Raw genomic sequence first — 12,633 nt, forward strand, 5'->3', positions numbered from 1 at the left:
CTCTATTAATTATCCTTTTAGTATGTATTTATGCAATAAAATTTGATGCTGATCAATAAACGGCCAGCTTGTTATCGGCGAAGGGAAAAATGGCTTTGTAAATACTTGGCATAAGTTCGGTTGCCATCATCATCCACATAGGATAGTTTGAACCAATAATCGGTGGATGGCAATGGCTTGCCTTGAAAACTTCCATCCCAGCCCGTATCAAACTCGTTCATCTGCTTGATGAGCTTACCATAACGATCATAAATCGTAACAATCGGCGAGTTTAAGGTAGAAAGCCCCTCTATCTGCCAAGTTTCGTTCAACACATCGCCATTGGGAGAGAAAATCGCCAAATATCCAACCACTACAATATCTTCTTCGACCTCCCCGCAACCATAAGGGTCGCGCATTCTCACGGCATGCACGCCCGGTGGAACACCTTCAAACACATTGCTGCTCTGGTATTCGCCCCCATCTATACTGAACTCATACGCACCATTGTTTTCCGTATTGATGGTTACTGTATTGTTAGCGCTCATATCGTCAATATCAATACTTGAAATCTGTGGCATGGTTGAAATTTCTACGGACACCGTCCTACTCGCTTCACAAACAATTCCATTGGATTGATTGGTGACCGTTACCTTATATTCCCCAGCTTCCAAAACCATAATGGATGGTGTTTGCTCACCCGTGCCCCATTGATAACTATAATTGGCATTCGGTTGCGTTTCCCCGATTTCCAAACTTCCAACGGCCTCGCAAATGACCACTTTCTCATCAAAGCTCAACACAGGTGCCTCTATAGCATTCAAAGCAAAGCTTTGGGATGCATCATAACAATCAGGGTTTGCCAAGGAGGTGGTTCGAACGTAAATCGTATCAGAAACACCTGTCAATATATAGTGTTTTTCCAAAGGATTTATCCCTGCTTCGGCATCGGTCTGTGAGTTATGGTAGCTGACCACAAAATCATCTTGATTCATACCACCCAATGCCTCATAATTTTTACTGTTCAAATCAAAGGTCATATCCGCTTCGTAACAAAAAGTTTCGTCCAAAACTGTTCCTGTAATCGGAACATCGTTAAAACCAACCTGCACATCGCTCACAATGCTTTCTGCGGATGTATCTACCACAACACGGTACTGACCAGAATTTTGAACAGTATGGGTTGCACCATTGGCTCCCGCGATTAATTGATAACCACTTCCCGAGTCCATATACCATTCGTAATTCATGGCCCCAGAGGTAGAGGCATCCAAAACCACACTATCGCCCTCGCAAGCAGCAATGGGCGGTCCCAACAAATTGCTTACAATGGAACAATCCAAGGCACTATTGGGGTAGTTTGCCCAAATATTTCCCGTAAACTGGATGGAAAAGCCCGAATTTATATTGCTAAAATTATTGATAAAGAGATAGTAGTCCTCTCCTGCTTCCACTTGAAGCCAATCCTCGTAATGCACCGAATCCTCATCGCCCGTAGGGTCTTCCCCTACTCCAATAAAACTGGTATTTTCGCTATTATCAAAAAAATTACAACGGATAGGCTCCCCTAAATCACTACAATCGCTCGCACGATACAGGGCAAAATCCCAATCTTCGTTACTATTATGACCAATATTAAAGCCCAACTGACCAGATTCAGCGGTTCGAAAACGGTACCAAGCTGAATTGGATTCAATTACACCCGTAGTGGTCTGCTCCAGGCATCCACTGGAAGCCGCACCATTAAAATCATCAATCCCAAAACCATTTGTTCCACCATTTATAGGCGTATTGCTGCATATAGGAACGGCATTAATACAATCTTGGGCCACCTGCGCTTGCGCAGTTTGCCAAAATAGCAGCAACAGTAGTAAGGTCTTGGCAAAAGGTTTAATCATAAAAGACTGTAGGTTTGGATATTATAAAAGTACCGTGGTACTTGTCTTAACAATAATTTATGTTGTCAAACCTCGGCAAGCAGATGTTAAATCCCTCATTAATGTATATCTTTGCTCTCCTTAAGCAATAGCTATGAAACTAGAGCAGGCATTGGAAGAACAATATGAAGAAAGAGGAAACGACCACGTAGGTTCCTCATCGGACACACCTTTAAGAGAAGATGCTTTTGTATTGAGCGATGAAGAAAAAATCGAAAGAATACAAAAAAGCGTAAGGGAAATTATGCTTACCCTGGGTCTCGATTTGGATGACGACAGTTTAAAAGGCACACCTAAACGGGTGGCCAAAATGTACGTACAAGAAATTTTTGGCGGATTACATCCCGATAGAAAACCAAAATCATCCACTTTTGACAACAAGTACAAGTACGGCGAAATGTTGGTGGAAAAAAACATTGTGGTTTACTCTACCTGCGAACACCACTTATTGCCCATTGTTGGGCGCGCGCACATTGCCTATATTTCCAATGGAACGGTCGTTGGTCTTTCCAAAATGAACCGTATCGTGGATTACTTTGCAAAGCGTCCGCAAGTTCAGGAACGGATGAACATCCAGATTGTAAAAGAGCTTCAAAATGTGTTGGGAACGGATGATGTTGCCTGTGTTATCGATGCCAAACACCTTTGTGTAAATTCCAGGGGCATACGGGATATTGATAGTAGTACCGTAACCGCTGAATATGGTGGGAAGTTTAAAGATGAGGCCACAAGAAGGGAATTTTTGGACTACATCAATCTCGATACCGAATTTTAAACACCAACCGTTTAAATGCAATTGTACAAAGACCAATCCTTACGAATCCATAATTCACTTACTGGAAAAAAAGATGTATTCAAACCTATAAACGAAGGCCATGTGGGCATGTACGTTTGCGGTCCCACCGTTTATAGCAATGTGCATTTAGGCAACTGCCGCACTTTTATGTCTTTCGACATGATTTTTCGCTACTTCAAGCACTTGGGGTACAAAGTGCGCTACGTCCGTAACATTACCGATGCAGGGCACTTGGAAAATGATGCAGACGAAGGTGAAGATAAAATTGCAAAAAAGGCCAAGTTGGAGCAAATTGAACCTATGGAAGTGGTTCAACGCTACACCGTGGATTTCCATAACACCCTACAACAGTTCAATTTATTGCCGCCAAGCATTGAGCCTACGGCTACAGGTCACATTATTGAGCAGATAGAAATCATCAAGGAAATCCTTGAAAAAGGATTCGCTTATGAGGTAAACGGTTCCGTTTATTTTGATGTGGTCAAATTCAACCAAGATCACGATTACGGCAAGTTAAGCGGTAGAAGGTTGGAGGATATGATCACCAACACTCGCGAACTTACCGCACAGGATGAGAAAAGAAACCCACAGGATTTTGCCCTTTGGAAAAAGGCAGAGCCGCAACATATTATGCGCTGGCCATCGCCTTGGGGAGATGGTTTCCCTGGATGGCATTTGGAGTGTACGGCCATGAGCACCAAATATCTGGGCGAAACCTTTGATATCCACGGTGGCGGAATGGATCTTAAATTCCCCCACCACGAGTGTGAAATAGCACAAGCCGAGGCCAGTACGGGAAAATCCCCTGTCAACTATTGGATGCATGCCAATATGTTGACGCTTAACGGTAGAAAAATGTCCAAGTCCACGGACAACAACATTTATCCTTCGGAAATCTTTAGCGGGGACAACAATATTTTGAGCAAACCCTACACCCCGGCCGTGGTTCGCTTTTTTATGATGCAAGCCCATTACACCAGTATTTTGGACCTGAGTGATGAAGCCTTGCAAGCATCCGAAAAAGGATACAACCGTTTAATGGATGCCCTAGATAGCATCGATACATTAAAAACAGGTGATACGTCGGATTTTGATGTGGCCGCTTGGAGGCAGAAATGCTACGATGCCATGAACGATGACTTCAATACACCGATTTTGATTGCACAGTTGTTCGAGGCCGTGAAGCACATCAACCTCATAAAAGAGAACAAAGAAAGTATTACAGCCGACGACAAAGAATTATTGGCCAATACATTAAAAGCCTTTGTTTACGACGTTTTAGGCGTAGAAGGTCAAGCCTTGGCAAAAGACGATTCCAATGCTTTAAAAGGAGTTATGGAACTATTGATCGAGATGAGAAATGATGCCCGCGCCAAAAAGGATTTTGCAACATCCGATAAAATCAGGGACGAACTCAATGCTTTGGGCATCCAATTAAAAGACGGCAAGGACGGTACAACCTTTAGCGTAAACTAGTGTTTCACAAATTTTGATTGGTATTCACCTGGTGAAACATGGATTTTTCGCTTGAACAAGCGGTTAAAATAAGAACGGTTCTCAAAACCGCATTCCAAATAAATCTCCTTTATTTTCCTATCGGGATTTTTTAAAAGGTCAATGGCCATTTTTATTCGCTCGCTATTGATATAGTCAATGGGTGTTATCCCCAATTCTTCTTTAAAAGTTTTATGGAAATGGGATTCGCTCATGCAAGCCTTTTTGCTAAGCTCGCCAACGGATAGTGTTTCGTGTAGGTGTTGGGAAATATATTCAATCACATAGGCCAACCTATTACTGGAACTTAATTTTGAAGCGTTTTGGGTATATTTTTCTCGTGTATTGCCCTGTAAAATTCGAATAATCAATTCTTGCAGCATATTGTCCACAAAAAAGTCCTTGGACGGATGGTTTTCCGTAAACAAGTACAATAACCGCTGAATGATTCCATAAATGCTGGCATCGTTGGTAAAATGATAATTGTAATCCATCAAAGCCCATTCAGACCCATCGTGCTTAGGCATGGATTCGTTCATCAAGTTGATAACCTTATTGATTTTTTCATCTGAAATCGCCATGGCCAAACAACGTGTCGGATTCTCTTCGTTCGCCTCAGGAAAATCAATACACATGACTTCGTTGGAAGGAAGTATCAAGGATTCACCTGGAAGAAAGTCAAAAGATTTTTTATCCCGAAGGTGCATTATTTTTTTCCCTATCAACATAGATGCAAGTACAGGTTTATTAAATTGAAGGAGCACCTTTTCTGCTTGTAAGTGGGTTTCAAAAACATGCATGGAGGCATTGTTCAATGTATATGAAGTTTGGTTCTCGACCAAATTTTCAAGTTTTCTTTCCTTAAAAAATTTATCTGGCAACTGCATATTTAAATACCTACTTATCAAATTAAAACCTCAATACTTACTAAATATAAAAAATATGACTCCATTTTTTGTTAAAACCATAAAAACAAAGAGGATTGGTCATGTCATTAATAGTATACGTCAGATGTACAGGATGTAAAATCAATACTTTTATAATCAGTCACTTGCACAAAGTAGGCAGATACATAAAATTTAACTTTAATAAACAGTATTATGAGCAATGTTCAAACTACGGAACAAAGTGTTTTGGAAAAACCTAAGTTCAAAGATCAGTATGAAAACTACATCGGTGGAAAATGGACCCCGCCGACCAAAGGAGAGTATTTTGACAATATTTCGCCAGTAGACGGAAATGCATTTACCAAAATTGCCCGATCCACTGCCGAAGATGTGGACAAGGCCATTGATGCCGCTTGGGCAGCCGCCCCGGAGTGGAACAACTCCTCGGCTACCTACCGGAGCAATCTATTATTAAAGATCGCCGATGTAATGGAAAACAACCTGGAAGCCCTGGCCCGTGCCGAAACCTGGGACAATGGTAAAGCCTTACGCGAAACCCGTGCTGCAGATATGCCATTGGCCGTAGATCATTTTAGGTATTTCGCTGGAGTGATCAGAGCCGAGGAAGGTTCGGTAAGCGAGTTGGATTCCAATACAGTTTCCATGAACGTTATGGAGCCTCTAGGGGTCGTGGGACAGATCATCCCATGGAACTTCCCTATTTTGATGGCAGCTTGGAAATTGGCACCAGCATTGGCTGCGGGGAACTGTGTGGTATTAAAACCTGCAGAGCAAACCCCAGTAGGGATATTAATACTGATGGAGCTGATAGAGGACATCCTTCCTGCTGGTGTACTCAACATCATCAACGGATTTGGCTTGGAAGCAGGAAAACCATTGGCTTCCAGTCCACGTATTAAAAAAATTGCCTTTACGGGAGAAACCACCACAGGGCAATTGATCATGCAATATGCCTCTAAAAACATCATTCCCGTTACTTTGGAATTGGGTGGTAAGTCCCCAAATGTTTTCTTTGAAAGCATTATGGATGCCGATGACGAATTCTTCGACAAATGTTTGGAAGGTGCCGTAATGTTCGCCTTAAACCAAGGTGAAGTATGTACCTGCCCATCCAGAATATTGGTTCAGGAAAGTATTTACGACAAATTCATTGAACGTGTGGTAGAGCGTACCAAAGCTATCAAACTGGGGCATCCACTGGACCCAACTACCATGATGGGCGCCCAAGCATCCAACGATCAGTTTGAAAAAATCCTGAACTACATCCAAATTGGTAAAGAAGAGGGTTGCGAAGTGCTTGCCGGTGGAGAAGCCGCCTACAACGAAGGTTTGGAAGGTGGTTATTACATCCAACCCACTATCTTGAAGGGGAACAACAAAATGAGAGTCTTCCAAGAAGAGATTTTTGGACCGGTTGTCTGTGTAACAACATTTAAAGATGAAGCCGAAGCCTTGGAAATCGCGAACGACACGCTATACGGATTAGGCGCAGGAGTCTGGACAAGGGATATGCACCAAGCCTATAAAATATCCAGACAAATTCAGGCTGGTCGTGTTTGGGTAAACTGTTACCACAACTACCCCGCCCATGCACCATTTGGAGGGTACAAAAAATCAGGTATCGGAAGAGAAAATCATAAAATGATGCTCAGCCATTACACCCAGACCAAGAACATGTTGATTTCTTACGATAAGAACAAATTGGGCTTTTTCTAGGATGGAGCAATTGATAAAACGCGTGTTGGTATCGGACAATGCCATAAAAATCATTGATCAATTGAGGGAACGCCATGGTGAATTGATGTTTCACCAAAGTGGAGGCTGTTGTGATGGCTCCTCCCCCATGTGCTTCCCAAAGGGCGAGTTAATGCTCGACAACAACGATGTAAAATTGGGCACCATTCACGGAAGCGACTTTTTTATGAGCAAGGACCAGTTCGAATACTGGAAACACACACAACTCACGGTCGATGTGACTACGGGACGTGGTGCCAGTTTCAGTCTGGAAATTCCACTGGGACTCCGTTTTGTCATCAAGTCACGATTGTACACGGATGAGGAGCGGGAACATTTGGAACCCGTGCAACCCGCCGAAGAAGTTTAAATCAGGCCCCGACTTTATCGGGGCTTTTTGCTACCTTGTAACCATCTTTTACCAATAGATAGCATGAAGAAAATTTTGATAGCGCCATTTGTTCTGTTGGTACGGTTTTACCAACTTTTTATTTCCCCTATGTTCCCTTCTACATGTCGCTATTCCCCCACATGCTCTCAATACACCTTGGAAGCTTTAAAAAAGCATGGACTGTTCAAAGGTGGTTGGCTTTCCATCAAACGGATAGCGAGTTGTAACCCTTGGGGCGGAAGCGGTTATGACCCCGTACCTTGATGAAGTTCAAGCTTCAAGTTCAAGTGCAGACTTCGGGCATCGGGCATCAAGTCCCGAATTCCAAAAAACAAATTCCAATAACTCAATAACAAAATAACCCAGCAACCTAAACCCAAAAACGGTAATTGGCAGTAAAAAAACTTAGCCTTCAAACAAAGTACGACAAATCCCATAAAGTATGTATGGAGCAAAAAGGAGGTTTAGAAAAGTTAATAGTGACCAAAAATCCTACAAACCAACCGCCTAACCATTCAAAGTAGTTATATTAGTCCCAAAATTTATCTAAATGTACTTTCTAGGATTTGACTGGAACCCCGAAGGAACCCTTTTTAAACTGGGCTTTTTACAAATAAAATATTACAATCTTTTGTGGATTGCAGCCTTTGTTCTCGGCTGGTTCATTATGAAGAAAATCTTCCTGAACGAAAAGAAATCCATGGAAAAACTGGATTCCCTTTTTATCTACACCGTGGTATCCATTATGCTCGGTGCACGTTTGGGGCATGTCTTTTTTTATGACTGGGAATATTACAAGGACCATTTGGCCGAAATCCTTTTGCCCATACGCGAAAGTGCAGACAGTTCGCTCTTCGGCATCATCAATGGTTATGAGTTTACCGGCTTTACCGGATTGGCCAGTCATGGGGCTACTATCGCTGCCATTATTGGCATTTGGTTGTATACCCGTAAATGGAAGGACATTAAAATGCTTTGGTTATTGGACAGATTGGTGGTTCCATCTGCCATCGGAGCAGCATTTGTAAGGTTCGGTAATTTCTTCAACTCCGAAATCAACGGAAAAGTAGTGGACAAATCTTATTTTTTGGCCACAAGGTTTATAAGGGATTCGGATGATATGCCGGCATATCAAGCTATGGCACTCACCAAGGAACAAACTCCGAATGCCGCTTACAAAGCCATTCAACATAACCCTGAATTTTCGGAGATTTTACAATCCATTCCCTATCGCCATCCTGCCCAATTGTACGAAGCGGTTTGCTACATATTTGTATTTATGGCCCTATACCTTTTATATTGGAAAACAGATTGGAAGAATAAACCGGGCTTTCTCTTTGGTTTGTTCATGGTCCTATTGTTTGTAGTTCGATTTTTTGTGGAGTTCTACAAAAAAAGCCAAGGTGGTTTCGAAGATACCTTGGGAATGCTCTCCACAGGACAATGGCTCAGTATTCCAATGATATTTATTGGCATCTATTTTATGCTTAAACCGCCTCCTGTAGAACTTTAATATGATGTACAAATTTGAAAAAATAGCCCTTTTGGTTTTTGTCCTTGCCCTGGCATCATGCAAAACGGAATCTAAACAGGCACTTAAAACAGAATCCATATCCTTTACCAAGGAAGGGGACCTCGCCGTGATAGCTACAGAAACAGACTCCGTAAAGGCAAATTTTGATATAGAGATAGCAGAAACAGATTATGAGACCAAAACAGGACTCATGTACAGAAAATCCATGGAAAAGGAGCAAGGAATGCTGTTCATACAGCCTACCGAGGCCTTGCAATACTTCTATATGAAGAACACAGAAATTCCTTTGGATATCATCTATATTAGTCAGGCCCAAAAAATTGTTAGCTTTCAAAAAAATGCAAAACCGTTTGATGAAAACACCCTACCCTCCAATGCACCTGCAAAATATGTACTGGAGATAAATGCAGGACTTTCGGACCAACTAGGGTTGCAAGTCGGTGACAGCATTAGCTTTTCACGTAATTAAATGCCCAAATATCTATTAGAAAACCAAGCATCGGAGCGATTGATTTTTCGAAAGCTGAAAAAATCGGATTTTGATGATTGGTTGCCTTTTTACCACAACCCCAAATCCACACAGTTTTGGGAAGGACTTCCCACTGACCCTATTGAAGCTTGCAAAACGCAGTTCGACAGGGTTTTTGAACGTTACGAAAACAAGTTGGGCGGGATGAACGCCCTAATTTCAAAAGAATCGGGAGAATTGGTTGGAATTTGTGGTCTGCTCGTGCAAACGGTCGACGATATACAAGAACTGGAAATCGGTTATTCTGTGCTTCCTAAGTTTTGGCTAAAGGGATATGCATTCGAAGCAGCTCAAAAATGTAAGAAGTTTGCGTTTGAAAACAACTTTGCAGATTCATTGATTTCCATAATCCATGTGGATAACATTCCATCACAAAGAGTGGCCATAAAAAATGGCATGCACCTGGACAAAACCACCACCTACAGGGATAATCCAGTTCATATTTTTAGAGTAAATAAATGATAATCGTATTTTTGGGACAATACCTTTTTACCACATGAAGCTACCCAAAAGCTACGCCGTCCTAACACAAAACAATTCCAATACGCAGCAATTGGTGCATAACCTGCTCCGCAACCAACCCATCGATGGTTTAAAGGAACTACAACCATTGAACGGGCTGCTTTTTTCACGGTCAGAAATCAATCGGTACATGGATGAAGAAGAACGGCATGATATTAAAATCCTGACCAAGAATAGCGAACAATCCTTAAAAACGATGAGCAGTGGGGAACAAAAAAAGGCTTTGCTCAATTATTTGTTGCAACAAGACCCTGATTTTATGGTTTTGGTGAATCCTTTTGATAATTTGGATATGGCCACACAGACCAAGTTAAAAAAACAGCTTTTGGATATTGCTTCCAGTAAAATTCTGGTCCAATTGGTGAGTCGATTGGATGATATATTGCCCAACACTTCCAATTTTATTAAGCTGGATGGAAGTAATCTTCATCAATACGATTCGCCCGATGCTTTTTGGAACGAAAACAAAAACGAACCCATCAGTTTTAATGGTACAATTCCACCGCCTTTATCCCCGGTTAAAGTTGAGGGCACAGAATTGGTCAGCCTAAAAAAGGTATCTGTCAGTTTTGATGGTCATCAAGTACTGGACAATATTGATTGGACCATCAAAAAGGGAGAGTTTTGGCAATTGATCGGCCCAAATGGTAGTGGAAAATCCACTATTCTTTCCATGATTACGGGAGATAGCCACAAAGGCTACGGTCAGGACCTGACCATTTTTGGGCATAAAAAAGGGAGCGGAGAAAGTGTTTGGGACCTCAAACAAAAAATAGGGTACTACGCTCCTGCCATTACCGACAAATTTCGAGGATATCACAGTCTGGAAAATATGATCATCTCCGGGCTCCACGACTCCATTGGGCTTTATGTACAACCTACGGACCGTGAAAAGCAATTGGCCAACCAATGGCTTGAGCTTTTACAACTAAACGATAGAAAAAACGATCACTTTCGCGACCTAAGTACCGGTAATAAGCGTTTGGTTATGATGGCGCGCTCCATGGTAAAACATCCACCATTACTTATTTTGGATGAACCTACGGCAGGGTTGGATGATACCAGTGCGAATCTTTTTGTGTCCTTGGTAAACAAAATCGCCAAAGAAAGCGAAACCGCTATCATTTTTGTATCCCATCGTAAAGAGCCAGAGCTAGCTCCAGAGTATATTTTTGAACTACATCCGTCGGAAAAAGGCTCCACAGGTATCACTTCCAAATCATAAAAGTTTCACAAACAAACACTTAACCCACCCATTCATTTTTTTGCTATCTTAAAGGGAATTCAACCATTAACTATTCCCTCACATGCAAAAAATCAACGTTAAGCCAGGCGCCAAACTTGTAGACTACAAGGCGTACGGCTCCCTCTACTCTTCTGTCCTCGATTTTATGGAACAGGCCAAAGAACCCATTGAATCTTTGAGTGGACGAACCATCTGGATGATAAACTCCACTGCAATTGGTGGTGGTGTTGCTGAAATGCTGCCCAGTCAAATGCGAATTTTACGAGAACTGGGTGTATCCATTGAATGGCTTGTTATCGAAGCCAAAAAGGATGCTTTTTTCAGCTTGACCAAGCGAATCCATAATGCCATTCACGGTAGTGGCGATGGAGTTTTCACAGAAGAGGACCGCAAAATTTATGAAGAAGTCAACCAAAACAATCTTGCCAAAGCATTGGAATTGATCAATGATGGTGACATTGTAGTGGTCCATGACCCTCAACCCATGCCTTTGGCAGCCATGATCAAAAAAGAGAAGAAGGTTTCCATTGTTTGGCGGTGCCACATCGGTTTGGAAGAAGACACAGCCGTTACCGATGCCGTTTGGAAGTTTTTGGAGCCTTACACTAACTATTATGACCATTTTGTGTTCAGTCTCCCCTCTTATGTACCCAAACCATTAAAAGATAGAACATCCATTATCCCCCCTGCCATCGACCCGTTGAGCCATAAGAACCGGGAGCTTCAATTGCACAAGTGCATCGGGATATTGTATCAATCGGGTGTTTTGGATGACCACAAGGCCATACTTTATCATCGGTACAAACATTTGGTAAGAAAAGTGATGCCCGACGGTTCCTTTGATTTTTTGGATGCCGATGTAAATCTGGATTTGATTTATCGCCCTATAATCACGGAAATATCCCGGTGGGATAGGCTCAAGGGTTTTAAAGAACTGATGGAAGCCTTTATTAAAATGAAGATGGACAACCGTAAAAACGGAGACCCAAAAAGTCTGGAGTACAAACGTATAGAAATGACCCTTTTGGTCATGGCAGGTCCTGACCCTGCATTTGTATCCGATGACCCTGAAGGCAAAGAGGTGCTACAGGAATTGACAGAAACCTATAAGACAGTGGATAAAAACATGCAGAACGATATTGCGATTTTGCTGTTACCGCTGGATAACCCTAAAGAAAATGCTTTGATCGTCAATGCATTACAACGAACCTCTAGTTTTATTGTACAAAACTCCATTCAAGAAGGGTTTGGACTTACCGCAACGGAAGCCATGTGGAAAAGGAAACCGGTACTGGTATCGAATGCTGCAGGACTCAAATATCAGGTAGTCCATAACAAAACAGGACAGATAAATCCCGACCCAACGGATATTGAAAGCTTGTCCAGAACATTGGCGTACATGCTCAATCATCCTAAAGAAAGGGATAAATGGGGATTTAACGGGCAGCTCAGAGTAATTCAGAACTTTACCCTGTTCAGTCAATTATTATCGTGGCTGGAAACATTGTCAGCTAATAAAGCCTAAAAAACAAAGGCCCTCAAATTGAGGGCCTTTCTTATAAA

The 12,633-nt window shown here is 42.0% G+C and carries 12 protein-coding genes; 10 read left to right on the forward strand and 2 right to left on the reverse strand.

The window, feature by feature from the left end:
* Window positions 1-71: 71 nt before the first annotated feature.
* Window positions 72-1,877 carry a T9SS type B sorting domain-containing protein gene (locus GO009_RS09585; protein WP_163625989.1) on the reverse strand — a complete coding sequence of 602 codons (1,806 nt, stop codon included), beginning with the start codon at window positions 1,875-1,877 and terminating at the stop codon, window positions 72-74.
* A 133-nt stretch (window positions 1,878-2,010) separates the two neighbouring features.
* Between GO009_RS09585 and folE the strand changes: the two genes are divergently transcribed.
* Together folE and cysS are read left to right on the forward strand one after the other, a co-directional pair.
* Complete coding sequence (gene folE, locus GO009_RS09590; protein WP_163625990.1) at window positions 2,011-2,691, forward strand: GTP cyclohydrolase I FolE; 681 nt, start codon at window positions 2,011-2,013, stop codon at window positions 2,689-2,691.
* 15 nt (window positions 2,692-2,706) lie between these two features.
* Window positions 2,707-4,188, forward strand: coding sequence for a cysteine--tRNA ligase (gene cysS, locus GO009_RS09595; RefSeq protein WP_163625991.1), 1,482 nt, complete (start codon window positions 2,707-2,709; stop codon window positions 4,186-4,188).
* Here the strand turns inward: cysS and GO009_RS09600 are convergent.
* Window positions 4,185-5,093, reverse strand: coding sequence for an AraC family transcriptional regulator (locus GO009_RS09600; RefSeq protein ID WP_163625992.1), 909 nt, complete (start codon window positions 5,091-5,093; stop codon window positions 4,185-4,187). The two genes, cysS and GO009_RS09600, sit on opposite strands and share 4 nt — an antisense overlap.
* Before the next feature lie 213 nt (window positions 5,094-5,306).
* On the opposite strand from GO009_RS09600, the gene GO009_RS09605 reads away from it, so the two are divergent.
* The 8 genes from GO009_RS09605 to GO009_RS09640 all read left to right on the forward strand — a co-directional run bounded on the left by GO009_RS09605 (window position 5,307) and on the right by GO009_RS09640 (window position 12,595).
* Complete coding sequence (locus GO009_RS09605; protein WP_163625993.1) at window positions 5,307-6,830, forward strand: aldehyde dehydrogenase family protein; 1,524 nt, start codon at window positions 5,307-5,309, stop codon at window positions 6,828-6,830.
* Between the two features lies 1 nt (window position 6,831).
* The gene (locus GO009_RS09610; RefSeq protein WP_163625994.1) at window positions 6,832-7,218 is read left to right on the forward strand and encodes a DUF779 domain-containing protein; all 387 of its coding nucleotides are present in this window, start codon (window positions 6,832-6,834) and stop codon (window positions 7,216-7,218) included.
* Window positions 7,219-7,281: 63 nt separating this feature from the next.
* Entirely contained in the window at window positions 7,282-7,503 is a 222-nt protein-coding gene (gene yidD / locus GO009_RS09615) for a membrane protein insertion efficiency factor YidD (RefSeq protein ID WP_163625995.1), read from the forward strand.
* A gap of 286 nt (window positions 7,504-7,789) precedes the next feature.
* The gene (gene lgt / locus GO009_RS09620; RefSeq protein ID WP_163625996.1) at window positions 7,790-8,752 is read left to right on the forward strand and encodes a prolipoprotein diacylglyceryl transferase; all 963 of its coding nucleotides are present in this window, start codon (window positions 7,790-7,792) and stop codon (window positions 8,750-8,752) included.
* Window position 8,753: 1 nt separating this feature from the next.
* Complete coding sequence (locus GO009_RS09625) at window positions 8,754-9,242, forward strand: DUF192 domain-containing protein (protein WP_163625997.1); 489 nt, start codon at window positions 8,754-8,756, stop codon at window positions 9,240-9,242.
* Window positions 9,243-9,764, forward strand: a complete 522-nt coding sequence (locus GO009_RS09630; RefSeq protein ID WP_163625998.1) for a GNAT family N-acetyltransferase — start codon at window positions 9,243-9,245, stop codon at window positions 9,762-9,764.
* Between the two features lie 34 nt (window positions 9,765-9,798).
* On the forward strand, window positions 9,799-11,049 hold the full coding sequence (locus tag GO009_RS09635; protein WP_163625999.1) for an ATP-binding cassette domain-containing protein: 1,251 nt from the start codon (window positions 9,799-9,801) through the stop codon (window positions 11,047-11,049).
* 82 nt (window positions 11,050-11,131) lie between these two features.
* Complete coding sequence (locus GO009_RS09640; protein WP_163626000.1) at window positions 11,132-12,595, forward strand: glycosyltransferase; 1,464 nt, start codon at window positions 11,132-11,134, stop codon at window positions 12,593-12,595.
* The last annotated feature ends 38 nt before the right edge of the window (window positions 12,596-12,633 follow it).

The organism is Allomuricauda sp. TY007 (genome assembly GCF_010468565.1).
Lineage (GTDB): Bacteria > Bacteroidota > Bacteroidia > Flavobacteriales > Flavobacteriaceae > Flagellimonas.

Coding starts and splice junctions, on each gene's coding strand:
- GO009_RS09585 (WP_163625989.1), bottom strand. CDS start 1,877: ATGATTAAACCTTTTGCCAAGACCTTACTACTGTTGCTGCTATTTTGG.
- folE (WP_163625990.1), top strand. CDS start 2,011: ATGAAACTAGAGCAGGCATTGGAAGAACAATATGAAGAAAGAGGAAAC.
- cysS (WP_163625991.1), top strand. CDS start 2,707: ATGCAATTGTACAAAGACCAATCCTTACGAATCCATAATTCACTTACT.
- GO009_RS09600 (WP_163625992.1), bottom strand. CDS start 5,093: ATGCAGTTGCCAGATAAATTTTTTAAGGAAAGAAAACTTGAAAATTTG.
- GO009_RS09605 (WP_163625993.1), top strand. CDS start 5,307: ATGAGCAATGTTCAAACTACGGAACAAAGTGTTTTGGAAAAACCTAAG.
- GO009_RS09610 (WP_163625994.1), top strand. CDS start 6,832: ATGGAGCAATTGATAAAACGCGTGTTGGTATCGGACAATGCCATAAAA.
- yidD (WP_163625995.1), top strand. CDS start 7,282: ATGAAGAAAATTTTGATAGCGCCATTTGTTCTGTTGGTACGGTTTTAC.
- lgt (WP_163625996.1), top strand. CDS start 7,790: ATGTACTTTCTAGGATTTGACTGGAACCCCGAAGGAACCCTTTTTAAA.
- GO009_RS09625 (WP_163625997.1), top strand. CDS start 8,754: ATGATGTACAAATTTGAAAAAATAGCCCTTTTGGTTTTTGTCCTTGCC.
- GO009_RS09630 (WP_163625998.1), top strand. CDS start 9,243: ATGCCCAAATATCTATTAGAAAACCAAGCATCGGAGCGATTGATTTTT.
- GO009_RS09635 (WP_163625999.1), top strand. CDS start 9,799: ATGAAGCTACCCAAAAGCTACGCCGTCCTAACACAAAACAATTCCAAT.
- GO009_RS09640 (WP_163626000.1), top strand. CDS start 11,132: ATGCAAAAAATCAACGTTAAGCCAGGCGCCAAACTTGTAGACTACAAG.